This is a genomic window from Streptomyces hazeniae (genome assembly GCF_031845485.1).
GTDB lineage: Bacteria > Actinomycetota > Actinomycetes > Streptomycetales > Streptomycetaceae > Streptomyces > Streptomyces hazeniae.
The window spans coordinates 14,079-39,135 of sequence record NZ_JAVREQ010000015.1 but is presented as its reverse complement, the minus strand read 5'-3'; the positions used below and the strand labels follow the sequence as shown (position 1 = coordinate 39,135).

The following is a 25,057-nucleotide window of genomic DNA, read 5'->3' as shown; positions in this document are numbered from 1 at the left end:
TGGCAGTTCCTTTTTTGAGGGGATTCCCGGTCGTCCCGGCGGTCAGTACCGGGGGCGGTCGTACCAGGCCTTCGCTTCGGCCTTGCACATGAAGACGATGATGAGGATGCCCAGCGCGATGTTCACCACACCGGTCGGCAGGCTGAAGACTCCGCCGAGGATGGAGAGGGAGCCCAGCACGATGGTGGCGATGCGCCAACCGGGGCCGCCCGTCTTGGCCTTGACGGCGCAGAGGAACGAGTAGACGGCGTTGGCCGCGGCGAGGAACGCCAGGAAGACGAAGACGCCGGTGCCCAGGTCGGCCACCATGCCCGCGTCGGGGTCGGCCGCCACACTCGGGTCGTTCATGGCGTCGTTGAAGAGCGCGGCCACGAGGATCAGCCCGAGGGTGCCGACGACGGCCAGGCTGCCGAGGACGAAGTTGATGATGCGGACCGTCTTCACCGGGCTCGGCATCTGGGTCGGGACGCCGTAGCCCGCGCCCATCGGGTAGCCCTGCTCGGCCGGGCCGCCGTACGCCGACAGGCCGCCCTGCTGCGGGTAGCCGTACGCGGCCGGCTGCGGTTCCTGCGGGTAGCCGTAGCCCGGCGCCTGCTGCTGGGGGTAGCCGTAGCCGGGCTGCCCCTGGGGCTGCTGGGCGTAGGGGTTGTTCGGGTCGTGACCCGGCTGGGGTGGGTAGCTCACGTGCGGTGTCCTCCGAAGGTGCAGACGGCGCGGCGGTGCCGAGGGCTCCGGGGAGCCACCGGCACGCGTCCCGCCCCGCAGCGGACTGCGTGAGGCGTGAGCGGTGCGAGTGGTGCGCGCTGCGCACGACGATCTCCCCCGATACGACCGGCGCCCGACCGTGGGGACGGCGGCGCCGATCCTCCATCGTGGTGGGCGCGCAAGAGGCTGTCCAGTCAAGATCGGCAAATGTGGCGAATCTGAGACGCGCCCCGCCTGCGTTGTCCCCTTTCGGTCGGCTCCACTCGCGCCGGCGCGTTCCGCGGCGCGGCGCGAGTGGAGCCGACCGTCGACGATCCGGGAGAATGGACGTCATGAGCGCCCAGATTCTCGATGGCAAGGCCACCGCGTCCGCGATCAAGTCCGAACTCGCCACCCGGGTCGACACCCTCAGGTCCCGCGGCGTGACGCCCGGTCTGGGCACGCTGCTCGTCGGGGAGGACGTCGGCAGCCAGAAGTACGTCGCGGGCAAGCACCGCGACTGCGGGCAGGTGGGCATCGCCTCCATCCAGCGCACCCTGCCCGCCACCGCCACCCAGCAGGAGATCGAGGCGGTGGTGCGCGAGCTGAACGAGGACCCGGCCTGCACCGGGTACATCGTGCAGCTGCCGCTGCCCCGCGGCATCGACGTGAACCGCGTCCTGGCGCTCATGGACCCGGCCAAGGACGCCGACGGCCTGCACCCCACCAACCTCGGCCGCCTGGTGCTGAACGAGCCGGCGCCGCTGCCCTGCACGCCCAACGGCATCCTGTCGCTGCTGCGGCGGCACGAGGTGCAGATCGACGGCGCCGACGTGGTCGTCGTCGGCCGCGGCATCACCGTCGGCCGTTCGCTGCCGCTGCTGCTCACCCGCCGCTCGGAGAACGCGACGGTGACGCAGTGCCACACCGGCACCCGTGACATGCCTGCGCAGCTCCGCCGCGCCGACATCGTGGTGGCCGCGGCCGGCGTGCCGCACCTGATCAAGCCCGAGGACGTCAAGCCGGGCGCGGCCGTGCTGGACGTCGGCGTGAGCCGGGACGAGAACGGCAAGATCGTCGGAGACGTGCACCCCGGGGTGGCCGAGGTCGCGGGCTGGCTGTCGCCGAACCCCGGTGGCGTCGGCCCGATGACACGGGCGCTGCTGCTCCAGAACGTCGTCGAGGCCGCGGAGCGGCAGGCCGCCGTCGCGGCGTGAGCACTCCCCGCGGCGCGAGAGGAACGAGGAGAAGAGGTGACGAGGCACATGGGGACCGACGACAGGACGCCCGCGTCGGAGCCGGCCGGCGAGGCGCCCCCCGCGACGGGGCCGGAGCCGCAGCAGTCGCGCCGGTTCCCGGTCTTCACCCGGGACACTGCGCGCCCCGAGGGAGGCGGGCGCGCGGCGCCGGGCGACGCCCCGGCGCCGGCCCGGCAGTGGCCGATGCTGGTCGTCGCGACGGGCGTGCTGGTCGGCCTGCTGGTCTCCCTCGGCTCGTTCCGCGGGGGCGCCCTCACCATCGGCCTGACCGTGCTCGGCGCGGGGCTGCTGCGCTGGTGGCTGCCGTCGGTCGGCATGCTGGCGGTGCGGTCCCGGTTCACCGACGTGGCCACGTACGGCGTGCTGGGAGCCGGTATCACGCTGCTGGCGATGATGTCTCAGCCCGACCCGTGGCTGAACATCCCGATCCTGGACGACATCGTCCACTTCGTCATCGACTGAGGTCTCCCGTCGTCGCACGAACCCCGACGCGCCCGGAAGTGACGTTCGTCACCCTGTGCGACGTTTCCGCGAAGTCGTACGCATGGTCCGCCGGAGTCAGGGCAGGCGAACATGCAACCCCCCACGGGTGTGCCACACCCGGCAGCCGCCCGCCGTTCCCCCTCCTGAGCGGGCGGCTGCCTCGTGTGCAGGGAGGGCGTCGGATAGCCTGACGCCGGATCTCTCTACGTCGAGAGACCCGCCAGTAAGGGCAGGGAGCCTCCTCCAAGTGCTGCGCTGAAGGGGAGACCCGACGCCACCGTCAGTACTACGGAGACCGCCACATGACCCGCACTCCCGTCAATGTCACCGTCACCGGCGCTGCCGGGCAGATCGGTTACGCGCTGCTCTTCCGCATCGCCTCCGGCCACCTCCTCGGCCCCAACGTGCCGGTCAGGCTGCGCCTCCTGGAGATCCCGCCGGCCGTGAAGGCGGCCGAGGGCACCGCGATGGAGCTGGACGACTGCGCCTTCCCGCTGCTGGACGGCATCGACATCACCGACGACGCGAACGTCGCCTTCGACGGCGCGAACGTGGCCCTGCTCGTCGGCGCCCGCCCGCGCACGAAGGGCATGGAGCGCGGCGACCTGCTGGAGGCCAACGGCGGCATCTTCAAGCCGCAGGGCAAGGCCATCAACGACCACGCGGCGGACGACGTCAAGGTGCTCGTCGTGGGCAACCCGGCCAACACCAACGCGCTCATCGCGCAGGCCGCCGCGCCGGACGTGCCGGCCGAGCGTTTCACCGCCATGACGCGCCTGGACCACAACCGCGCCCTCTCGCAGCTGGCGAAGAAGACCGGCGCGCCGGTCTCGGAGATCCGGAAGCTCACCATCTGGGGCAACCACTCCGCGACCCAGTACCCGGACATCTTCCACGCCGAGGTCGCGGGCAAGAACGCCGCCGAGACCGTGGGCGACGAGAAGTGGCTGGCCGACGACTTCATCCCGACGGTCGCCAAGCGCGGCGCCGCCATCATCGACGCCCGCGGCGCCTCCTCCGCCGCCTCGGCCGCCAACGCGGCCATCGACCACGTCCACACCTGGGTCAACGGCACCCCGGACGGCGACTGGACCTCCATGGGCATCCCGTCCGACGGCTCCTACGGGGTGCCCGAGGGCCTCATCTCGTCCTTCCCGGTCACCTGCTCCGGCGGGACCTACGAGATCGTGCAGGGCCTGGAGGTCAACGACTTCTCGCGGGCCCGGATCGACGCCTCCGTCCAGGAGCTGGCGGACGAGCGCGAGGCCGTCCGCGGCCTCGGCCTGCTCTGAGCCCGGCCTGTTCTGAACCGACGGCCCCCGGCGTCCCCCGCCGGGGGCCGTCGGCGTACCCGTCGAGACCGGCCGCAGGGCCCCGTGCACCCGTAACCCCCGGTTACGGGTGAGGAACCCCACTTCTCGCAGGCCCGCAGACATGAGAACGGAGGAACGGGGCAGGGTTCGAGGTTGGCCGCACGCCCCCGGCGCACGCCTCCGTGCGCGCACACGTCCGGCGGGTGGCCAGGCACATCTCGCACAGGGGAAGGCAGTACACACGGTGTCCGTAACCGACAGCATCCATGTCGACGGCGAGTGGCGCAGCGCCGCAGCCGGAGGCACGAGGGAGATCCTCGACCCCGCGGACGCCACCGTCCTCGCCGTCGTCGCCGAAGGTGACGCGGCCGACACGGACGCCGCCGTCGCGGCCGCCCGCCGCGCCTTCGACGCCGGCCCCTGGCCGCTCACCCCGGTCGCCGAGCGGGCGGAGCTGCTGCGCCGGGTCGCCGAGCTGCTCCAGCGCGACCGGGAGGAGATCGCGCTCCTGGAGTCCCGCGACGCCGGCAAGACCCTGGAGGAGGGCCGGGTCGACGTCGACGACGTCACCTCCGCCTTCCGCTACTTCGCGGACCTGGTGTCGAACTCCGCCGGCCGCGTGGTCGACGCGGGTAGCCCCGACGTGCACAGCGTCGTCGTGCACGAACCGGTCGGCGTCTGCGCGATGATCACCCCCTGGAACTTCCCGCTGCTCCAGGCGAGCTGGAAGGTCGCCCCGGCGCTGGCCGCGGGCAACACCTTCGTGCTCAAGCCCAGCGAGATCACCCCCCTGAGCACCCTCCACATGGTGAAGCTGCTCGTCGAGGCCGGGCTGCCGCCCGGCGTCGCCAACCTCGTGACCGGCCCCGGCGACCCGGTCGGCGCCCGGCTCTCCGCGCACCCCGACGTCGACCTGGTGTCCTTCACCGGCGGGCTGGTCTCGGGCGTCAAGGTCGCCCAGGCCGCCGCCCCCACCGTGAAGAAGGTCGCGCTCGAACTCGGCGGCAAGAACCCGAACGTGGTCTTCGCCGACGCCTGCGCCACCGAGCAGGGCTTCGACACGGCCGTCGACCAGGCCCTCAACGCCGCGTTCATCCACAGCGGCCAGGTCTGCTCGGCCGGTGCCCGGCTGATCGTCGAGGAGTCCGTCCGCGACCGTTTCGTCGCCGAACTCGCCGCCCGCGCACAGCGGATCCGGCTCGGCCGGGGGACCGAGAAGGACGTCGAGTGCGGCCCGCTGGTCTCCGCCCAGCAGCTCGCCAAGACCGAGGCGTACGTGGCCTCCGCGCTGGACGAGGGCGCCGTGCTGCGCTGCGGCGGCGAACGGCCCGAGCCGTCCGGCGTCCGTCCCGCCGACGGGTACTTCTACGCCCCGACGGTGCTGGACCACTGCCACCGCGGCATGAAGGTCGTCCGCGAGGAGACCTTCGGGCCGATCCTCACCGTGGAGACCTTCGCCGACGAGGACGAGGCCGTGGCGCTCGCCAACGACACCGAGTACGGCCTGGCCGGCGCGGTGTTCTCGGCCGACACCGCACGCGCCCGCCGGGTGGCCTCCCGGCTGCGGCACGGCACCGTCTGGATCAACGACTTCCACCCCTACCTCCCACAGGCGGAATGGGGCGGCTTCGGCAAGTCCGGGACGGGCCGCGAACTCGGCCCGCACGGACTCGCCGAGTACCAGGAGACCAAGCACGTCTACGAGAACCTGCGGCCGGAACCGGTGCGCTGGTTCGCGGGCTGACCCCGAGCCCGTGACCCGTCAGGCCCGAGCACAGGACTCACCCCCGAGGAGCACAACCCCACATGCCCACCTATGACTACGTCATAGTCGGCGGCGGTACGGCCGGTTCCGTGATCGCCTCCCGGCTCACCGAGGACCCGGCGGTCCGGGTCGCCGTGATCGAGGGCGGACCGTCCGACATCGACCGGCCAGAGGTGCTCACCCTGCGCCGCTGGCTCGGTCTGCTCGGCGGCGAACTCGACTACGACTACCCGACGACCGAACAGCCTCGCGGCAACTCGCACATCCGGCACAGCCGCGCCCGCGTCCTCGGCGGCTGCTCCTCCCACAACACGCTGATCTCCTTCAAGCCGCTGCCTGCCGACTGGGACGAGTGGGAGCAGGCCGGCGCGGCCGGCTGGAACGCCGCCGCCATGGACCCGTACTTCGGGAAGCTGAAGAACAACATCGTCGCCGTCGACGAGCGCGACCGGAACGCCATCGCCCGGGACTTCGTCGAGTCGGCCACCGCCGCGCTGGACGTGCCGCGCGTCGAGGGCTTCAACAAGGGCCCGTTCCACGAGGGCGCCGGTTTCTTCGACCTGGCCTACCACCCGGAGGACAACAAGCGCTCCTCCGCCTCCGTGGCCTACCTCCACCCGCACATCCGGTCCGGCGACCGCCCCAACCTGGACATCCTCCTGGAGACCTGGGCGTACCGGCTGGAGCTCGACGGCGACCGCGTCACCGGCGTGCACGTCCGCGGCCGGGACGGTGGGGAGCAGCTCGTGAGCGCTTCCCGCGAGGTGCTGGTGTGCGCCGGCGCCGTGGACACGCCGCGACTGCTGCTGCACTCGGGCATCGGGCCCGCGAAGGACCTCGAGGCGCTGGGCATCGGGGCGCGGCACGACCTGCCGGGCGTCGGGGAGAACCTGCTCGACCACCCGGAGTCGGTGGTCGTCTGGGAGACCGACGGGCCCATCCCGGAGAACTCCGCGATGGACTCGGACGCGGGCCTGTTCGTCAGACGTGACCCGGAATCCACCGGCCCGGACCTGATGTTCCACTTCTACCAGATCCCGTTCACCGACAATCCCGAGCGCATCGGCTACGCCAAGCCGGAGCACGGGGTGTCGATGACCCCGAACATCCCCAAGCCGCGCAGTCGCGGCCGGCTCTACCTGACCTCCGCCGACCCCGAGGTCAAACCGGCCCTGGACTTCCGCTACTTCACCGACGAGGACGACTACGACGCCCGCACCCTCGTCGACGGCGTCAAGCTGGCCCGCGAGGTGGCGAAGACCGCGCCGCTGGCGAACTGGCTCACGCGCGAGGTGTGCCCCGGCCCCGAGGTCGTCTCGGACGAGGAGCTCAGCGCGTACGCCCGCAGCGTCGCGCACACCGTCTACCACCCGGCCGGCACCTGCCGCATGGGCGCGGCCGGCGACTCCCTGGCCGTCGTCGACCCCGAACTGCGCGTCCGCGGGCTGCACGGCGTCCGCATCGCCGACGCCTCGGTCTTCCCGACCATGCCGGCGGTCAACCCGATGATCGGCGTCCTCATGGTCGGTGAGAAGGCCGCCGACCTGATCCGTGCCGCCCACGAAGAGGCGACCGACGCATCCGCCGCGCACGGAACCGCCGCGCACGAAACCGCGACCGACAACGCACCGGGAGGTGTTGCGTGATGTCCGAAACCGCTGAGGCCACGACCAAGACCGGCCCGGTCTTCTCCGTACGCAACCTGTGGAAGGTCTTCGGCCCACGGGCCGACAAGGTCCCCGGCAACACGGACCTGGCCGGCCTGAGCGCCGGCGAACTGCGCGCCCGCACCGGCTGCACCGCCGCCGTCCGCGACGTCTCCTTCGACGTCCAGCAGGGCGAGGTCTTCGTCGTCATGGGACTGTCCGGCTCCGGCAAGTCCACCCTGGTGCGCTGCCTGACCCGGCTGATCGAGCCGACCGCCGGTGAACTCGTCATGGACGGCGAGGACGTCCGCGCCATGGACCGCACCCGGTTGCGCGAACTGCGCCGGCACCGCGCCTCCATGGTCTTCCAGCACTTCGGCCTGCTCCCGCACCGCAGCGTGATCGACAACGTCGCCTACGGCCTGGAGATCCAGGGCATGGGCAAGGCCGAACGCCGCGCCAAGGCGGCCGAGATGGTGTCCAAGGTCGGCCTGGACGGCCTCGGCGAGCGCCGCCCCGGCCAGCTCTCCGGCGGCCAGCAGCAGCGCGTCGGCCTGGCCCGCGCCCTGGCCGTCGACCCCGAGGTGCTGCTGTTCGACGAGCCGTTCAGCGCGCTGGACCCGCTGATCCGCCGCGACATGCAGGAGGAGGTCGTCCGGCTGCACCGCGAGGAGGGCCGCACGATGGTCTTCATCACCCACGACCTCTCCGAGGCGCTGCGCCTGGGAGACCGCATCGCCCTGATGCGGGACGGCGAGATCGTGCAGCTCGGCACCCCGGAGGAGATCGTCACCCGGCCCGCCGACGCCTACGTGCGCGACTTCGTCCGCGACGTGCCGCGCGAGCAGGTCGTCACCGTGCGCAGCGCGATGCGTCCCGCGGACGGCGCGGACTCCGCCGGCTCCGGCGCGGCCGTCGGCCCCGACACCCTGGTCTCCGACGCCATCGAGGCCGTCGCCCGCACCGGCGAACCGGTCCGGGTGATGGACGGCACGAAGCTGCTCGGCGTCGTCGGCCACGAGGAACTGCTCTCCGTCGTCGCCCGGCTGGACGACGCCGGGGAGGGCCGGAACGACGCCCGGGAGGTGGCCCCGGCATGAGCGCCCCCGCCGTGGAGCGGCCGGACCCCCCGAAGACCGCTCCCACACCGAAGCCGCCGACCGGCCACGACGAGAACGGCAGCCCGCCGGGCGGCGCCGCGAGACTCCTCGGCAACCCCCGGCTCACCGCCGTCGCCGTCGCACTGCTGGTCGCCGTCCTCAGCGCGCTGGTTCTCGGCGAGGGCACCTGGCCGAAGACGTGGACGTTCGACGTCGAGGCGCCGCTGCGGGACGTCGACAGCTGGCTCGTCGACAACCGCGACTCGCACTGGGTCTTCGTCTACTTCCTGCTGCACATCAGCAACAACGCCACCGCCGCGGTGGATGCGATCGAGTCGCTGCTGCTCTCCCTCGGCTGGATCGGGGTCACCGGTGTCGGCACCCTGGTCGCCTGGGCCGCCGGCGGGGCGGACCTCGGCCGCCGGGCCCTGAAGACCGCGGGCACCGCCCTCGGCGTCTTCGCGGTCTGCGGCGTGCTGGACATGTGGGAACCCACCATGGAGACGCTGGCCCTGATGACGGTCTGCGTCTTCGCCGCCGCCGTCCTCGGCGTGTTCCTCGGCCTCGCGGCGGGCCTCTCCGACCGCTGCGAGCGGATGCTGCGCCCGGTGTTCGACACCATGCAGGTGATGCCGGCGTTCGCCTACCTGATCCCGTTCCTGCTGATCTTCGGTATCGGCGTGCCGTCCGCCGCCGTCGCCACCGTGATCTACGCGGCCCCGCCGATGGCCCGGCTGACGTCCCTGGGCCTGCGCGGCGCCGACCCCGCGGCGATGGAGGCCTCCGCCTCGCTCGGTGCGAGCCCCTGGCAGCGGCTGCGCACCGCGCGGCTGCCGCTCGCGCGCAAGGAGATGATGCTGGGGCTGAACCAGGCGATCATGATGTGTCTGTCGATGGTCGTGCTGGCCTCGCTCATCGGGTCCGGCGGGCTCGGCAACGAGATCTACCAGGCGCTGGCGAGCCTGGCCATGGGCGACGCGCTCGTCGCCGGCATCGCCGTCGTCCTGCTGGCCGTCCTGCTGGACCGCACCACCGCGGCGGCCGGTGAGCGGATCGACGAGGACGCCGCCCCCGGCACCGGCTGGGCGGCCCGCCTGCGCGGCGGCCCGCTGTGGGCCGCGCTCGCCGTCCTCACCGCCGTGCTGGCCGCGGTCGGCGCCCGGCTCTGGGAGCGCGAGTGGCCGGAGGCGTGGACGGTCGACATCGCCGATCCGCTGCAGGCGGCGACCGAGTGGTTCACCGCGCACGCCGGTTCCGGCGTTCCCCTCATCGGCGGCACCCTCACCTGGTCCGACGCCTTCACCAACGTCGTGCTCAACCCGCTGCGCGACGGGCTGCTGGCGACCCCGTGGTGGGCCGTGCTGCTGCTCGCGGCGGCCCTCGGCTGGGCGGTGGCCTCCTGGCGCGCCGCGCTGAGCGGCGTCCTCGCACTCGGTCTCATCGGGGTGATGGGGCTGTGGAACCGTTCCCTGGACACGCTGTCGCAGGTGCTCGCCGGTCTGGCGATCACGCTGCTGTTCGGTTTCCTGCTCGGCGTCCTCGCCGCGCGTGTGGGCCGGGTGGAACGCATGCTGCGACCCGTCCTCGACACCATGCAGACCATGCCGCAGTTCGTCTACCTCATCCCGGTCCTCGCCCTCTTCGGTCTCGGCCGCACGGCCGGCATCGCCGCCGCCGTGGTCTACGCGCTCCCCGCCGTCGTCCGCATCACCGCGCAGGGCGTCGCGAAGGTCGACCCCGCCGCCCTGGAGGCCGCCCGTTCGCTGGGCGCGACCGGACGGCAGCAGCTCTTCGGCGTCCAGCTCCCGCTGGCGCGCCGGGCGTTGCTCGTCGCCACGAACCAGGGCGTGGTGCTGGTGCTGTCGATGGTCGTCATCGGCGGCATGGTCGGCGGCGGTGCGCTGGGCATCGACGTCGTCACCGGCCTCGCGAAGAGCAACCTGGCGCTCGGCATGTCGGCGGGCATCGCCATCGTCTGCCTGGGCGTCCTGCTGGACCGCGTCACCCAGCCCGTCGAACGCGCCCGCGGGCGGCGCTAGGGCCTGGACCCCCGGATCGTTTCCCGTACACAACAGAGAAGAAGGAACTCCATGAAGCACAGCAAGCGGATACGCACCACCGTCCTGGCCGGCACCGCCGTGGTCGGCATGCTCGGCATGAGCGCCTGCGCGGCGAAGACCGACACGGGCGGAGGTGGAGGCGAGAGCGTCACGCTCGCACAGCCCTCCTGGGTCGGCGCGCAGGCCAACGTCGCCGTCGCGGCCAAGCTGCTCGAGGAGGAGATGGGCTACGACGTCGAGGTCAAGCAGCTCGACGAGCCGGCCGCCTTCGACGCGCTGCACAGCGGCAACGCCGACGCCCTCCTGGAGGACTGGGGCGGCGTTCCGAAGAAGGAGAAGCTGTACGTCGAGGAGAAGAAGACCGTCGTCAACGGCGGCGACCTCGGCGTCGAGGGTCACATCGGCTGGTTCGTGCCCAAGTACTACGCCGACAAGCACCCCGAGGTGAAGAACTGGAAGGGCCTGAAGAAGCTCTGGCAGGACTTCAAGACCTCCGAGAGCGGCGGCAAGGGCCAGTTCCTGGGCGCCGCCCCGTCGTACACCACGCACGACAAGGAACTGATCGACAGCCTCGACCTCAACTTCAAGATCGTTCCGACGGGCAGCGAGGCCGCCGAACTCAAGGAGATCAAGCGGCTCTACGACGCCAAGAAGCCGTTCGTCGGCTACTGGTGGCAGCCGCAGTGGATGAACGCCGAGATCGACATGGTCGAGGTCGAGCTTCCGCCCTACGAGGACGGCTGCCTCGAGGAGAAGCCGATCAAGTGCGGTTACGACACCCTCATGCTGCAGAAGTACTTCAACGCCGACTTCGAGAAGGACGGCGGCGAGGCGGCGCAGTTCCTCAAGAACTTCGCGTGGGAGACCGAGGACCAGAACAAGGTCGCCCAGATGATCGCCGGTGAGGGCATGGACCAGGAGGACGCGGCAGCCAAGTGGATCAAGAGCAACAAGTCCACCTGGGAGCAGTGGATCCCCAAGAAGTGACGCACCGCGCGCGGCCCTGAGGGGCCGTCACCGTGCCGCTGCGCCCCGCCGACCGGACCCGGACGGCGGGGCGCAGTGCCGTCCCGGGACGCGTCGCGCGCCGGGGAGCGGCACGGCCGGGAGGTGTCGTGCGTAGGGCATGTATGGGTGGTCGGCCGATCGGCCCGTTCGGTGAGCGCCGACGAGTAGGCTTCGTCGATCTCCTGACATTGCCCTTTTCGGCCGGAATTCTCTGTGTGTCATCCGGGACTCGGCCGCTTGACGCGAGGATGTGACGATGGCTGAGCTGGTGGAGCTGGGGGACGGTGCTCTGAAGGTCTACACGCAGAGCGCCGTGGAAATGGAATACATCTACAACGAGATATTCCGGCAGGAATGCTACGGCGGCCTGGACCTGCCGGAACGCCCCTTCGTGCTCGACGCCGGCGGAAACGTCGGCATGTTCGTTCTGTACCTCAAGGCGCACCATCCGGACGCGGAAGTCGTCTCCTTCGAGCCGATGCCGGCATCGCGGGAACTCTTCGAGAAGAACATGGCACTGCACGGCATCGACGGCGTGACACTGCACCCGTGCGCGCTCGGAAGCAGAGCGGAGCGGGACGTGAAATTCTCCTTCTACCCGCTTCTCCCGGCGAATTCGACCCGGCACCCGGAGATCAAGGAACTGCCCAAGGACCAGATGGCGGAGAAGGTGGACCGCGAAACGGTCGAGCAGTACTACCACGCCGAGGAGGTCACCGCGGACGTCGAACGTCTCGCCGCGTTCATTCCCGAGGGCCGCACCGTCGATCTCCTCAAGATCGACGTGGAGGGTGCCGAGGCGGACGTCCTGCGCGGCGTCGACGAGAGTCAGTGGCCGCGGGTGAAGCGGGTCGTCGCCGAAGTCGTCGACATGGACGGCCGCCTGGACGCCATCTGCGGGATCCTGCGGGAGGCGGGCTTCGAGGTCGACGCGCAGCAGGCGCCGATGACCGAGGCGGCGGACCGGTACTCCATGGTGCGCGCCGTGCGTGCCTGACACGCGCGCGCCGGCGCGGCGCACGCGCCCGGCGCGGTCGCCGTGCGCCGCCCCGGCGACCCGCGGGTCGCCGGGGCGGGCGGGGTTCAGCCCGCGAGGACCGAGCGGAGCTGGTCCAGGCCCCAGTCCAGGTCCTCCTTGGTGATGACCAGCGGCGGCGCGATCCGGATGGTCGAGCCGTGGGTGTCCTTCACCAGCACGCCCTGAGCCATCAGCTGTTCGGAGATCTGCCGTCCGGTGCCGTGCGCCGGGTCGATGTCCACACCGGCCCACAGGCCGCGTCCGCGCACCTCGCGCACCGCGCCGTCGCCGGCCAGCACGCCCAGTTCGTGGTGCAGGTGCTCGCCCAGCTCCTTCGCGCGCTGCTGGTACTCGCCCGTCTCCAGCATCCGTACGACCTCCAGGCCCACCGCGCAGGCCAGCGGGTTGCCGCCGAACGTCGAGCCGTGCTCGCCGGGCTTGAACACGCCCAGCACGTCGCGGTTCGCGACCACCGCGGAGACCGGCACCACGCCGCCGCCGAGCGCCTTGCCCAGCAGGTACGCGTCGGGTACCACGCCCTCGTGCTCGCACGCGAAGGTGGCGCCCGTCCGGCCGAGGCCGGACTGGATCTCGTCCGCGATGAACAGCACGTTCCGCGCACGGGTCAGCTCGCGCACCCCCGGCAGGTAGCCCGCCGGCGGCACCAGCACGCCGGCCTCGCCCTGGATCGGCTCCAGCATCACGGCGACGGTGTTCTCGTCGACCGCGGCCTCCAGTGCCGCGAGGTCGCCGTACGGCACCACCTCGAAGCCCGGCGTGTAGGGCCCGTAGTCGGCTCGCGCCTCCTCGTCGGTGGAGAAGGACACGATGGTCGTCGTACGGCCGTGGAAGTTGTTCTCCGCGACGACGATCTTCGCCTTGCCCTGCGGGACGCCCTTGACCTGGTAGCCCCACTTGCGGGCGGTCTTCACCGCGGTCTCGACCGCCTCGGCGCCGGTGTTCATCGGCAGCACCGCGTCCTTGCCGCACAGCCGCGCCAGCTCCTGGCAGAACTCGGCGAACCGGTCGTGGTGGAAGGCGCGCGAGGTCAGCGTGACGCGGTCGAGCTGGGCCTTGGCGGCGTCGATCAGGCGGCGGTGGCCGTGACCGAAGTTCAGCGCGGAGTACCCGGCGAGCATGTCCAGGTAGCGCCGCCCCTCGACATCCGTCATCCACGCGCCGTCGGCGGAGGCGACGACGACGGGGAGCGGGTGGTAGTTGTGCGCGCTGTACGCGTCCGAGGCGGCGATCAGCTCGGAAGAAGCGACCATGGGTGGGTCCTCTCGATCTTCGTCTTCGTACCTGGTAGGGCAGGCGGCCGGCTGCGCCGGGTGTGGCACCGGCCCTCTCTATCGTCGGTCCCCGGAGCCGCTCCGTGAACCCGGGGAGGTGATCCTTGGCAGGTCGTCACCCTGCGAAACCGCGCCGCCACCGGACCGACTCCCGCGCCCGCACCGCCGGACGGCGTACCGGGGGTGTGATTCCCGTCCGAGTCGCGCCCCGTGGGCCCGCCGGGGCCGCCCGCTCTGAGAGAATGCCGGTATGGCCAATGATCGTCGTCCTCGCGTGCTGTCCGGCATCCAGCCCACCTCGGGCTCGTTCCACCTCGGTAACTACCTCGGTGCCGTGCGTCAGTGGGTGGACCTCCAGGAGGGCCACGACGCGTTCTACATGGTCGTCGATCTGCACGCCATCACCGTCCCGCAGGACCCGGCCGAACTGCGCAAGAGCACCCGCCTCGCGGCCGCCCAGCTGCTCGCCGCCGGTCTGGACCCGCAGCGCTGCACGCTCTTCGTGCAGAGCCACGTCCCCGAGCACGCGCAGCTCGCGTGGGTCATGAACTGCCTGACCGGCTTCGGTGAGGCGTCGCGCATGACCCAGTTCAAGGACAAGTCCGCCAAGCAGGGCGCCGAGGGCACGACGGTCGGCCTGTTCACCTACCCGATCCTCCAGATCGCCGACATCCTGCTGTACCAGGCCGACCGCGTCCCGGTCGGCGAGGACCAGCGGCAGCACGTCGAGATCACCCGGGACGTCGCCGAGCGCTTCAACAGTCGCTACGGCCGGACCTTCACCATCCCGCAGCCGTACATCCTCAAGGAGACGGCGAAGATCTACGACCTCCAGGAACCGTCGATCAAGATGAGCAAGTCGGCCTCCTCGCCGAAGGGCATCATCAACCTGCTCGACGAGCCGAAGGTCTCCGCGAAGAAGATCAAGAGCGCGGTCACCGACACCGAGACGGAGATCCGTTTCGACGTGGTCGACAAGCCGGGCGTGAGCAACCTGCTGACCATCCTCTCCACTCTTACCGGTGCCTCCGTGCCGGAACTGGAGAACCGGTACGCCGGAAAGGGCTACGGTGCGCTCAAGACCGACCTCGCCGAGGTCGTCGCGGGCTGGGCGGAGCCGTTCCGCGCCCGCACCCGGGAGTACATGGAGGACCCGGAGACGCTGGACTCCCTCCTCGCCGAAGGAGCGGACAAGGCACGTACCGTCGCCGCGGAGACCCTGGCGGAGGCGTACGACAAGGTGGGCTTCGTGCCCGCCAAGCACTGACACCGGCCGAACCGGCCCGGGAGACCGACCGCAGCACCGCAGGAGTGAGAAGGGAGAGCGACGTGGGGACCGTCACGCTGGGCGTATCGATCGCCGTCCCGGAGCCGTACGGCAGCCTGCTGCAGGACTGCCGTACGGGCTTCGGCGACACCGCCGCACACGGCATCCCCACGCACGTGACCCTGCTCCCGCCGACGCAGGTCGACGCGGACGCCCGCCCCGCCATCGAGGAGCACCTGGCCTCGGTGGCGACGTCCGGTCGGGCCTTCCCGATGCGGCTGTCCGGCACCGACACCTTCCGGCCGCTGTCTCCGGTGGTGTTCGTGCAGGTCGTCGAGGGCGGCTCCGCCTGCGGCTGGCTCCAGGAGCGGGTGCGGGACGCGGACGGCCCGCTCGGCGCCCGCGAGCTGACCTTCCCGTACCACCCGCACGTCACCGTCGCGCACGGCATCGACGAGGAGGCGATGGACCGGGCGTACGAGGAGCTCGCGGACTTCGAGGCGTCCTGGACGGTCACCGGCTTCGCCCTCTACGAGCAGGGCGAGGACGGCGTCTGGCGGCTCCAGCGCCACTTCCTCTTCGCCGACCAGCGCCCCCGCACGCCGCTGCCCCAGCAGGGCCACGAGCACGCCCCGGCCGCGCCCGCGCCGCTGCCGCCGACCGTCTCGTCGCTCGACACGCCGCCGGTCGCCGGGCTGACGGGCTCCCCGGCCGTCGAGGTGCCGGGCCCGCCGCTGGCCGCGCCCCCGCTCGGTCCCGGCACGCCGCCGGCCGCCGGTGCGCTGCGGCGCGGCTGACCGCACCTACGGTGTGTGACGCCCGCCCGCCCGGGGCAGACGCGACAGGGCGGGAGGAGGCGCACGCGTCGCGCCCCGAGGAGCGTTCCGTAGCGAACAGGCGGTGACCATGGACTGGCTGACCCGACTCCCCGTGGTCGGACCGGCGGCCGCCTGGCTGTTCCGCACCCGCCTCTGGCACACCTACGAGCACCTGGACGCCCGGCACTGGACGCGGCTGGCCGCCGCCGTCACCTTCACCAGCTTCCTGGCGCTGTTCCCGATGCTGGCGGTGGCCGCCGCCGTCGGCGCCGCGTTCCTCTCACCGGACCGGATGAGCGGTCTCCAGGACTGGACGGCCGCGCAGATCCCCGGCATCGCCGATCAGCTCGACCTCCGCACCCTGGTCGACAACGCGGGCACCGTCGGCGTCGTCGGCGGCGCGCTGCTGCTGGTCACCGGTGTCGGCTGGGCGAGCACCCTGCGGGAGACGCTGCGGGCGGTGTGGGACCTGGAGGAGGACCCGGGCAACCCGGTGCTCCTCAAGGTCAAGGACCTCGGGGTGCTGGCCGGCCTGGGTCTGGTCGGACTGCTGTCGGTCGCCGGCTCGGCGTTCGCGGTGGCCGCGGTGGGCTGGGTCGCCGAACGTGCCGGTCTTGTCGAGGGCGGAGTCGGCACCGTGCTGCTCCGGGCGTGCGGCTACGGGGCGGCGATCGCCACGGACTTCCTGCTGCTCTGGTACGTGCTGAAGTGGCTGCCGCGCGTCGAGCCGCCGCGCGGCTCCCTGATCGCCGCCTGTCTCATGGGCGCGGTGGGCTTCGAACTGCTCAAGGCACTGCTCGGCGGCTACCTCCAGGGTGTGGCGGCGAAGAGCATGTACGGCGCCTTCGGCGTGCCCATCGCCCTGCTGCTGTGGATCAGCCTGATGGCGAAGCTGCTGTTCCTCTGCGCCGGCTGGACGGCCACCGCGTCCCGCCCGATCCGCGGCAAGGAGGGCGCCGACACCGTGCCGGCGGACGCAGAGGCGGACGGGACTGGCGGGGACGGGCCGGACGTGGACGGGCCGGGTGCCGACGACGACGAGGCGCCCGCCCCGGGCGGGGCGGACGCCTCGAAGAAGCACGGGAGGCCCGGCGGGAGGATCAGCCCTCCCGCTCCGAGTTCCCCGGACCGCGCCGCAGCCGGGACACGTCGGGAAGCGCCATCGGCCAGCGGCGGTGCACCACGTACGCGACCAGCGCCAGAAGCACCAGGCTCCCGCCCGTGAGGCCCAGGGCGATCTTCATGCCCCCGCCGGAACCCGCCTGCTCGTCGCCGGCTTCGACCAGGGACGCCTCGTCCGGGTCCTGACTGCCGCCCGGGTTGCCCTCGTTGCCGCCGGCCTCGCCGTCCGCGCCGGGTTTGGCGTCCGTCTCGGGCGTCGCCGGCGGCGCCAGTTCTCCGACCGGCCGCACCGCGTCAGCGGCGGCGAAGCCCCAGTCGAACAGCTTGGTGGTCTCCTCGTAGACCTTCAGGTGGCCGTCCTCCGGGTGCATCACCGTGACCAGGAGCACGCGACCGTCCTGCTCCGCGACGGCGGTCAGGGTGTTGCCGGCGTTCGAGGTGTAGCCGTTCTTCACGCCGGCGATGCCGGGGTAGGCCTCGATGCCGTTGCCGGTCAGCAGCCGGTTGGTGTTCTGGATCTCGAAGTGCTTCCGCTTCTTCTCCCCGTCCTTGCCCTTCTTCTTCCACTCGCCGGGGAACTGGGCGCGGACCGTGGAGACGTACTCGCGGAAATCGGCCTTCTGCATGCCCGACCGCGCGATGAGGGTGAGGTCGTAGGCGGAGGAGACCTGCCCGGGCATGTCGTAGCCGTCCGGGCTGACCGCGTGGGTGTCCAGCGCGCGCAGCTCCTTCGCGTGCGCGTTCATCTCCTTCACGGTCCGGCCGATCCCGCCGTTCATGGCCGAGAGCACGTGCACCGCGTCGTTGCCCGAGCGCAGGAACACGCCGAGCCACAGGTCCTCCACCGTGTAGGGGTGGTCCTCCTTGACCCCGACCCGGCTGCTGCCCTCGCCGACGTGCGCGAGGTCGGCGGGGGTGACCTCGTACTCCATCTCCTTGGGGAACTTCGGCAGCAGCGTGTCGGCGAAGAGCATCTTCAGGGTGCTGGCCGGTGCGAGCTTCCAGTGCGCGTTGTGTGCGCCGAGCACGTGCCCGGTCTCGGCGTCGGCCACGATCCAGGAGCGGGCCGTCAGCTTCTTCGGCACCTTGGGGGCGTCGGCCCCCGGCCGGGGATCGACCTGGGTTCCCGGCTCGCCGAGGCGTGCCCCGCCGATGGTCGACATCTGAGCCGGAGGCTTCTTTTTGTCCTTTTCCTCCTCGGTGGGGGCCGCATATGCTGTCGGGACGGGCAAACTGGCCGTCAGGAGCGTGGCAGCGGCGAGCGCGAGGAGGCGCGCGCGGCGGAGACCGCGCGGGCGCGAAGCAGTTGAGGTCGTCGGCACACACATGAACGTACAGGCACATTCATCCCCTGGGGACCTTGCGGGGCCCGCAACCCGGCACTGTCGCCCCGAACGGCGACGGTATTAGGCCGATAGCCATACTTGAACCATGTACCAGCCCCGCGTCATGACCCGCCGCGTCTCCTGGTTCCTGCTCGCCTTCGGCGTCTGGTCCTGGTTCATCTGGATCACCTTCGTCCGCAATCTCGTGCAGGACGCGAGCGGCCTGGCATTCGAGGACGGCGACCCGACGGCGTACTTCTGGGTGCACCTGACGCTCGCCGTCGTCTCCTTCCTGCTGGGCACGGCGATCGGCGCGCTCGGCCTGCGGGGCCTGCTCGGCCTGCGAGGGCCGCGCGGGCGGCGGGAGCCGGACGCGGGCACCGGCACCGGAGCGGAGCGCTGACATGGCCCTCGCTCTGCTGATCGGCGTCTCCGTCCTCACCGTCCTGGTCGCCGTCCACTGGTACCTGTGGAGACGGCTGGTCAAGGACGTCTCCCGCAAGGGCGGCCCGTGGCGCCGCACCGGCACCGTGCTGGTGTGGCTGCTCCCCGCCACCACCGTCGCCACGATGATCGTCGGCCGTTCCGGGGCGCCGTTCGCGGTCGAACGCGTCCTCGCGTGGCCCGGCTACCTGTGGCTCGCCCTCCTCCTCTACCTCACCCTCGCCCTGCTCCTCGGCGAACTCGTCCGCCCGCTGCTCCTCCGCGCCCTGCCCCGCCGGCCGGCTCCCGTCGAAGCCCCTGCGCTCCAGGGCGCCGAGCGAAGCCCGGCGCGCGGGACCGGGGGCGAAGCCCCCGACGGCGCACCGGAGGCTCCTGGTGCCGCCGCCCCCGAAGCGGCCCGGACGGACCGGCCCCGGGACGCCTCCCGCCGCCTGTTCGTCGCCCGGTCCGTCGCGATCGGCGCCGCCACCCTCGCCGCCGGCACCGTCACCGCCGGCGCCGTCGGCGTCCTCAACGGACCGACCACCCGGCGCGTCACCGTCACCCTGCCCAGGCTGCCGCGCCGCGCCCACGGCTACCGCATCGCCGTCGTCAGCGACGTGCATCTCGGCCCGATCCTGGGGCGCGCCCACACCCGGCGCATCGTGGAGGCGATCAACGCCACCCAGCCGGACCTGGTCGCCATCGTCGGCGACCTGGTCGACGGCACCGTGGCGGACCTCGGCCCGGCGGCGGAACCGCTGACGCAGCTCCGCTCCCGGCACGGCTCCTTCTTCGTCACCGGCAACCACGAGTACTTCGGCGACGCCCGGTCCTGGATCGACCACCTGCGCGACCTCGGCATCCACCCGCTGGAGAACCAGCGGCGCGAGCTGCCCGGCTTCGACCTCGCCGGGGTCAACGACGTCGAGGGGGAGCGGGTCGGCGAAGGGCCCGACTTCCGGGCCGCCCTCGGCGACCGGGACCCGGCCCGCGCCTCCGTGCTGCTGGCGCACCAGCCGGTGCAGATCCACGACGCGGTGGAGTGGGACGTCGGCCTCCAGCTCTCCGGCCACACCCACGGCGGCCAGCTCTGGCCCGGCCCGTATCTGGCCGAGCTCGCCAACCCCACGGTCGCCGGGCTGGAGCGCTACGGCGACACGCAGCTGTACGTCACCCGCGGCGCGGGGACCTGGGGCCCGCCCGTCCGGGTCGGCGCCGAGTCCGACATCACCGTCGTCACCCTCTCCTCACCCGACGCCTGAACCCCGCCGCCTCTCCGCCGTACCGTCGTCACTCCCGCACCAGCTTCAGCACCTCGGGCCAGGCGTCCGCCTTCGCCGCCGCGTTCGCGGCACGCGTGCCGCCGTACCGCCATCCGGCCTTCGCCTCCGGCAGGTACGGCGGCCCCGACACGAAGTGTCCCGCCTTCTCGTACGTCAGCAGCCGGTGCCTCTTCGCGAGAGGTTCGGAGAGGTAGGTGGCATCCCACAACCGGTCGTCCCCGCCCGCGACGCCCAGCACCGTCCCCCGGACGTCGTCGAGCGGAATCCAGTCCTGAGGCACGGGTTCGCCGTCCCGTGTCCACGCGTCCGCGCCGGCGTCGGGGAGCGCCGGTGCCACGTGGTTGGACGAAGCGAAGGCGACGGCGTCCTCCACCAGCCCGGGGCGGTGCTGAGCGAGCAGCTGCGCGGCCTCGCTGCCGCGCGACGAGCCGGCCACCACCAGTTTCCGGTCCTCCACGCCTTCCTGCCCGAGCAGGAACTCGGCGGCGCGCGCGAAGTACTCCAGCTCGATCCCCTCCAGGTGCCCCGGCCGGCCGGGGCACCGGAAGTAGCACAGGGAGAGCGCCGGGTGCCCGCGCGAGGCGAGCAGCGCCGCCCTGCTCCACTGGGTGTCACCGCCCTCCGAGCCTCCGAACAGCAGCACGGGCGCGGCCGCCTGCGCGCCGGGAGGCGGCAGATAGAGCTCGCCGTGCAGGTCGTCCTTCTCCACCCGCAGACGGCGGTGCCGTACGCCCTTCCCCATGCCGACACGCGTCACCGTGCGCCGGGCCGACGGCTTCCCCTCGGCCTTCACCACGAGCCGCACGTCGTAGGCCGGCCGGTCGGAACTGCCGGGCGGCGCGAACCACCGCACCCCCTTCTTTCCCGGCTTCATCGACCAGAAGAGGCCCATCCCGTCGGCCTTCTCGTACGACCCGTCCAGCGGCTGGTCCTCCGTCAGGTCGACGACTCCGCCGCCGTCGGCCCGGAACGTCCCTCGCTGCGCCATCCGGCCTGCGGATCCTTCGTCGTCGCCGTGACGGTGACCGTCGTCCCCGGCGGCAGGCCGGTGATCCTCGTCCGTATCGCCTCGTCGTACAGCGCGCGGGGCCGGTCCACCTCGATCGCGGTGTGCTCCGGGAACGCGGGCTCGCTCACGCACCCGCCGACCAGCGCCAGCACCGTGACCGCGCCGGCGACGGCCGCCCCTCCTCGTCTGCTGCCAGATCTCATGCGCACAGCGTGCCCGCCGGGATTCCCTGCGTCATCGCCGGATGCGGGCAACGTCCTCGCGTCCGGCCTGCCGACCTGTCACCGGCGAGGCGTCCCGCTCCGCGTCCGCGTCCGCGCCGAACCTCCGCACGCCCGGCACGGCGGCCGTACCGGCGCAGACCACGGCGACCAGCGCGGCACACGCCAGCAGCGGTGTGTCCGGACCCCATGCGGCGGCGGCGAGCGGCGCGAGGAGGTAGCCCAGCGGCATGGCGCCCAGCGAGACCAGCCAGTCGTAGGAGGTGACCCTGGCCAGCGCCCGCGCGGGCACCGCGTTCTGCACGGCCGTCTGCCAGACCGGGTTGAGGAAGCCCAGGCCCGCCATCGCCACCCCGTAGGCGGCGATCGTCACGGGCGCGGGCGCCGCGAGGGCGAGCAGGGTGAGCGGCAGCGCGTACGTGGTGAGGCCGGCGTTCGCCACCATCACCGGGCGCCGCAGCCGTATGCGGCCCGCCAGCAGCGACCCGAGCAGCACGCCCACCGACCCGGCCTGGAGGAAGGCGATCCACATGCCCTCGCCGCCCTGCTCGCGAACGGCGAGTGCCGGGCCCAGCACCACCAGGACGCTCGCGGCGAAGTTCCAGACGGCGTGCGCGACGAGGGCGGTCCAGTACCAGTCGCGGCTGCGCACCTCCGACCAGCCCTCGACGAGGTCGGCGCGGAGCGACCGCCTCGGTAGCGGCACGTGGGGGACTCTGAGCCGCGCGAGGCAGGCGGCGCTCAACGCGAAGGTCGCCGCGTCGAGGACGAAGGCCCAGCCGGGGCCCGCGAGCCAGATCAGCAGTCCGGCGAGCGCCGGGCCGCCCAGGCGAGTCGTGCTCTCGACGGTTCCCAGGAGGGCGTTGGCCCGCTGCCGCTCGGCCTCCTCCACCGTTCCGGTGACCAGCGGGGCCATCGCGGGCATCGCGAACGCGGAGGCCGCGCCCCCCGCCACCTGGGCGGCGGCGATGAGTGCGAGGGACGGTTCGCCGCTCAACAGCTGCATGCCAACAAGGAGTTGAGCGGCCGCTCGGATGAGGTCGGTGGTGAGAACGACGGTCCGTGCACTGAACCGGTCTGCCAGGACGCCGCCCACGGGCAGTAGCAGGAGCCGGGGCACCATCGCGCAGCCCAGGACGAGTGCGAGCGCGGAGGCCGATCCGGTGGCGCGGAGCACGGCCAGAGCGAGGGCCGCCGGAATCACGGCGTCGCCGACCAGGGTGAGGGAGCGGCCGAGGAAGAGCAGCCGGAACGCCGGCCGGCGCAGCAGGGAGAGCATGTTCGCAAACTACTTCGGCGTCGAACTATTCGGCAACGAAATATCGCTCGGGATCGTACGATCACGCCATGGAGGCAGAAGACGAGCAGGAAGCGGGCCGGGACCGGACGGATGCCCATGTCGCGCGCTGGAGCGGCGTGCTGCCTACTCTGGACCCGGACATCGAGGGTGCGGTCACCCGGATGCAGTCCCTCGTGCGCCACCTCAAGCGCGTCTGGGAGCAGTCCCTGGCCGACTTCGACCTCCAGCGGCACGAATACGAGACCCTGCACGCGCTCGCCGGACGGGCCCGGCACGCCTCGCCGTCGGCGCTCGCCGTCGACCTGGGCATCTCCCCGGCATCCGTGACCGGGCGTCTGGACGCGCTGGAGAAGCGCGGATTCGTCCGGCGTACGCCCAGCCCGGAGGACCGGCGGCGCGTGGACGTGGAACTGACGGACGACGGCCACGCCACATGGCTCGGCGCACTGGACGTCGTGGGGCACGAGGAGTACCGCCTGCTGGGCACGCTCACCGCACAGGAGCGCCGGGCACTGTCCGGCATGCTGCGGCGGGTGATGCTCCGCGCCGAGCAGCCCGCCGACGAGCCCGGCTGACCCGTTCGTCGGGCGCGTTCAGCCCAGTTCGAGGGTGGTGGTGGCGTAGAGGCAGTCGGTGTCCAGCTCCGGGACCGGCCCGGTGTACATGCGGGCGCAGGCGAACGTGGGGCGCAGGCCGAGGTCTTCGGCGAGGCGGACGGCGCGTGGGTTCACGTCCGGGACGTCGAGGACGACCGGATCGCCCGGAGGCGCGCCGGCGGTGACGCCGACCAGCAGGGCCAGTGCCGTCTCGGGGGAGTCCGCATAGAGCGGGCCGATGCGGGTGCCGTGTTCGGCGGGCCGGGCGACGGCGAAACCGTCGAGGCGTCCGTCGCGGACGGTGGCGAGCGCGCGGTGCCCCGGCAGGCTCGTCCACAGCGCGAGGAACGCGTCGCGCGGCGCGGGGAAGAAGCGGCGGTCCAGGTCGGCGAGGCGTCCGAACGGGACGGTGCGGCCGTCCACGAGGGTGACGCCCGCGGGCGCGTCCGCGGGCGGCGCGCCCTCGTACCGCAGGTGGGTCCAGGCCCGGCGGAAGCCGGAGCGCCGGTAGTTCTCCTGCTGCGCGACGACGCCGTCCAGCCCCACGTTCCGCCCGGCGAGACGGTGCACCGCGGCCTGCCACAGCCGGCTGCCGTGGCCCCGGCCGCGCTGGTCGGGGCGGGTGAGGTAGAAGCCGAGGAAGCCGTGGCCGGTGCCGTACCGGACGGCGGAGACGAGAGACACCGGCCGCCCGTCGAGCCGCCCCACAAGGAAGCCGCGCGGGTCGGCCGCGCGCAAGGCCAGGGCGTCCGAGTGCCCCGGGTTCCACCCCTCGGCGTGCGCCCACTCCCGGAACACCGCGGTCTCCTCGGCGCTCGCCGTACCGATCTCCATGGAGCCGACCATGGACTCAGTGTGCCGGGGGACACGACGCTCCGCGAGATCACGGGCCCGCCGAGGAGGCGGGGCTGGTGCCGCCGCACCACGACCGCGACGTCGAGGTGATCGCGCGGACGACCCGCAGCCGGTGCGGATGAGGGAACTCAGGCGGTGGTCCCGCCACCCGTGGAGGCCGGACCACGGCCGCCGGGGAGGTCAGCTCGCCTGGGCGGTCTCGTAGAGGTTCTCCGCGTCGGCTCCGAAGTACGGGCCGAACATGTAGTTCGGCAGGAAGGTGTACGTGAAGCTGTTCACGGACGACTGCAGGCCGGTCCCCGTCGCCTCGTCGAACTGTGTGAACCAGGGGCCACCGCTGGAGCCGCCGGTCATGTCGCAGTTCATGCCGTGGTCGCTGGAGAGCAGGAAGTCGCGGATCGTCGTCCCGCTGCAGTGGACGAACGTCTCGCCGTCGTACGGGTCGGCGGCCGGGAACCCGAAGGCGTACATGTCGAGGTCGTAGCCGGTGTTGAACGCCAGGCCCTGGCCGCCGACGACGTCGGTGAGCAGCTGCCCGCCCAGCGGCTCCACGACCGCCGCGCCGATGTCGTAGTTGATGTCCTCGCTCGCCACCCACTGCGGTGTGGCCAGCAGTTCGGACGCGGACCAGCGGCCGTACGGCGACTGCCCGTCGTGGTAGGCCGGGACGAACACCCAGTCGGTGTGCCAGGAGCCTTCGAGCTTCACGCAGTGGCCGGCCGTCATCACGGTGGACTTGTTGTCGCTGGTGACGGCGTTGCCGGAGCAGGAGGCGGTGCGGCCGCCGTAGGTGAAGAACACCCGGCCGGCGGTGGTGACGACGTCGCCGCCGCCGGTCCACGGGCCGCCGCCCTCGGGGAACGCCCGGGTGCCGATCGGCCCGCCGTCCGGGGCGGCCGTCGGGGCGACGGTGCGCTTCTCGCCGCGCGGTACGGCCTGGCCGGACACGTCGCCGGGAGCGACGTCGAGCAGGTCGAGCGGTTGTGCGTTCCGCATCCTTTCGGCGGTCCAGAATCCCTCGGCGGTGTGCCGGGCGTCGTGCACGGTGGCCGACGGCCCGTCCGCGGGCGCGGCCGTGGCGGTGAAGGCGGTGGTGAGGAGGGCGGCCGCGGCGAGCAGGGCTCCGGCCGTGCCGCGCAGGCTGGTTCGGGTGCGTCTCACGCGTACTCCTTCTGCGATGGGGGGACTTCGGAGGCGGTCGGGCCTC

General features: G+C 72.2%; 22 protein-coding genes and 1 pseudogene. 15 read left to right on the top strand and 8 right to left on the bottom strand.

Annotation, left to right across the window (positions count from 1 at the left end; genetic code table 11):
- Positions 1–42 precede the first annotated feature (42 nt).
- Positions 43–684 carry a hypothetical protein gene (locus tag RM572_RS17185; RefSeq protein WP_311674242.1) on the bottom strand — a complete coding sequence of 214 codons (642 nt, stop codon included), beginning with the start codon at positions 682–684 and terminating at the stop codon, positions 43–45.
- Positions 685–1,037: 353 nt separating this feature from the next.
- On the opposite strand from RM572_RS17185, the gene RM572_RS17180 reads away from it, so the two are divergent.
- The 9 genes from RM572_RS17180 to RM572_RS17140 all read left to right on the top strand — a co-directional run bounded on the left by RM572_RS17180 (position 1,038) and on the right by RM572_RS17140 (position 12,315).
- A complete protein-coding gene (locus RM572_RS17180; protein WP_311674241.1) occupies positions 1,038–1,901 on the top strand; it encodes a bifunctional methylenetetrahydrofolate dehydrogenase/methenyltetrahydrofolate cyclohydrolase in 864 nt (287 codons plus the stop codon).
- Positions 1,902–1,949: 48 nt separating this feature from the next.
- A complete protein-coding gene (locus RM572_RS17175; RefSeq protein ID WP_311674240.1) occupies positions 1,950–2,405 on the top strand; it encodes a DUF3017 domain-containing protein in 456 nt (151 codons plus the stop codon).
- Positions 2,406–2,728: 323 nt separating this feature from the next.
- Positions 2,729–3,718, top strand: a complete 990-nt coding sequence (locus tag RM572_RS17170; protein ID WP_311674239.1) for a malate dehydrogenase — start codon at positions 2,729–2,731, stop codon at positions 3,716–3,718.
- A gap of 265 nt (positions 3,719–3,983) precedes the next feature.
- A complete protein-coding gene (locus RM572_RS17165; RefSeq protein WP_311674238.1) occupies positions 3,984–5,483 on the top strand; it encodes an aldehyde dehydrogenase family protein in 1,500 nt (499 codons plus the stop codon).
- A 62-nt stretch (positions 5,484–5,545) separates the two neighbouring features.
- Positions 5,546–7,150, top strand: a complete 1,605-nt coding sequence (locus RM572_RS17160) for a GMC family oxidoreductase (RefSeq protein ID WP_311674237.1) — start codon at positions 5,546–5,548, stop codon at positions 7,148–7,150.
- Positions 7,150–8,250: a quaternary amine ABC transporter ATP-binding protein gene (locus RM572_RS17155; protein ID WP_311674236.1), complete on the top strand. Its 1,101-nt coding sequence runs from the start codon at positions 7,150–7,152 to the stop codon at positions 8,248–8,250. The genes RM572_RS17160 and RM572_RS17155 overlap by 1 nt, the downstream gene beginning before the upstream one ends.
- Positions 8,247–10,289: an ABC transporter permease gene (locus tag RM572_RS17150; RefSeq protein WP_311674235.1), complete on the top strand. Its 2,043-nt coding sequence runs from the start codon at positions 8,247–8,249 to the stop codon at positions 10,287–10,289. The genes RM572_RS17155 and RM572_RS17150 overlap by 4 nt, the downstream gene beginning before the upstream one ends.
- Before the next feature lie 51 nt (positions 10,290–10,340).
- Complete coding sequence (locus tag RM572_RS17145; RefSeq protein ID WP_311674234.1) at positions 10,341–11,297, top strand: ABC transporter substrate-binding protein; 957 nt, start codon at positions 10,341–10,343, stop codon at positions 11,295–11,297.
- A 277-nt stretch (positions 11,298–11,574) separates the two neighbouring features.
- Positions 11,575–12,315, top strand: a complete 741-nt coding sequence (locus RM572_RS17140; protein ID WP_311674233.1) for an FkbM family methyltransferase — start codon at positions 11,575–11,577, stop codon at positions 12,313–12,315.
- Positions 12,316–12,401: 86 nt separating this feature from the next.
- On the opposite strand, the gene rocD is transcribed toward RM572_RS17140, so the two are convergent.
- A complete protein-coding gene (rocD, locus tag RM572_RS17135) occupies positions 12,402–13,607 on the bottom strand; it encodes an ornithine--oxo-acid transaminase (protein WP_136182734.1) in 1,206 nt (401 codons plus the stop codon).
- Positions 13,608–13,878: 271 nt separating this feature from the next.
- On the opposite strand from rocD, the gene trpS reads away from it, so the two are divergent.
- From trpS to RM572_RS17120, 3 genes and pseudogenes are all read left to right on the top strand, one after another.
- Positions 13,879–14,895: a tryptophan--tRNA ligase gene (gene trpS / locus RM572_RS17130; RefSeq protein WP_027763284.1), complete on the top strand. Its 1,017-nt coding sequence runs from the start codon at positions 13,879–13,881 to the stop codon at positions 14,893–14,895.
- A gap of 62 nt (positions 14,896–14,957) precedes the next feature.
- Complete coding sequence (locus RM572_RS17125) at positions 14,958–15,692, top strand: 2'-5' RNA ligase family protein (protein WP_394813627.1); 735 nt, start codon at positions 14,958–14,960, stop codon at positions 15,690–15,692.
- 109 nt (positions 15,693–15,801) lie between these two features.
- Positions 15,802–16,632, top strand: a pseudogene (locus RM572_RS17120) (YihY/virulence factor BrkB family protein); the annotation flags it as partial.
- A gap of 181 nt (positions 16,633–16,813) precedes the next feature.
- Here RM572_RS17120 and RM572_RS17115 read toward each other — a convergent pair.
- On the bottom strand, positions 16,814–18,163 hold the full coding sequence (locus tag RM572_RS17115; RefSeq protein ID WP_311674232.1) for a D-alanyl-D-alanine carboxypeptidase family protein: 1,350 nt from the start codon (positions 18,161–18,163) through the stop codon (positions 16,814–16,816).
- A gap of 121 nt (positions 18,164–18,284) precedes the next feature.
- On the opposite strand from RM572_RS17115, the gene RM572_RS17110 reads away from it, so the two are divergent.
- Together RM572_RS17110 and RM572_RS17105 are read left to right on the top strand one after the other, a co-directional pair.
- Positions 18,285–18,563: an SCO4848 family membrane protein gene (locus RM572_RS17110; RefSeq protein WP_311674336.1), complete on the top strand. Its 279-nt coding sequence runs from the start codon at positions 18,285–18,287 to the stop codon at positions 18,561–18,563.
- 1 nt (position 18,564) lies between these two features.
- Positions 18,565–19,848 carry a metallophosphoesterase gene (locus tag RM572_RS17105; RefSeq protein WP_311674231.1) on the top strand — a complete coding sequence of 428 codons (1,284 nt, stop codon included), beginning with the start codon at positions 18,565–18,567 and terminating at the stop codon, positions 19,846–19,848.
- Positions 19,849–19,876: 28 nt separating this feature from the next.
- Here the strand turns inward: RM572_RS17105 and RM572_RS17100 are convergent, their stop codons facing one another.
- The 3 genes from RM572_RS17100 to RM572_RS17090 are packed head-to-tail and all read right to left on the bottom strand — an operon-like array spanning position 19,877 to position 22,378.
- The gene (locus RM572_RS17100; protein ID WP_311674230.1) at positions 19,877–20,857 is read right to left on the bottom strand and encodes an acyl-CoA thioesterase/bile acid-CoA:amino acid N-acyltransferase family protein; all 981 of its coding nucleotides are present in this window, start codon (positions 20,855–20,857) and stop codon (positions 19,877–19,879) included.
- Entirely contained in the window at positions 20,806–21,081 is a 276-nt protein-coding gene (locus RM572_RS17095; protein WP_311674229.1) for a hypothetical protein, read from the bottom strand. Before RM572_RS17095 ends, RM572_RS17100 begins: the two co-directional genes overlap by 52 nt.
- Positions 21,082–21,112: 31 nt before the next feature.
- Positions 21,113–22,378, bottom strand: a complete 1,266-nt coding sequence (locus tag RM572_RS17090) for an MFS transporter (RefSeq protein ID WP_311674228.1) — start codon at positions 22,376–22,378, stop codon at positions 21,113–21,115.
- 68 nt (positions 22,379–22,446) lie between these two features.
- On the opposite strand from RM572_RS17090, the gene RM572_RS17085 reads away from it, so the two are divergent.
- Positions 22,447–22,974 (top strand): MarR family winged helix-turn-helix transcriptional regulator, encoded by a 528-nt coding sequence (locus tag RM572_RS17085; protein WP_311674227.1) that lies wholly within the window; start codon positions 22,447–22,449, stop codon positions 22,972–22,974.
- Positions 22,975–22,992: 18 nt separating this feature from the next.
- Here the strand turns inward: RM572_RS17085 and RM572_RS17080 are convergent, their stop codons facing one another.
- Positions 22,993–23,841 (bottom strand): GNAT family N-acetyltransferase, encoded by an 849-nt coding sequence (locus tag RM572_RS17080; RefSeq protein WP_311674226.1) that lies wholly within the window; start codon positions 23,839–23,841, stop codon positions 22,993–22,995.
- Positions 23,842–24,030: 189 nt separating this feature from the next.
- Positions 24,031–25,011, bottom strand: a complete 981-nt coding sequence (locus RM572_RS17075) for a trypsin-like serine peptidase (RefSeq protein WP_311674225.1) — start codon at positions 25,009–25,011, stop codon at positions 24,031–24,033.
- Positions 25,012–25,057: the final 46 nt, after the last annotated feature.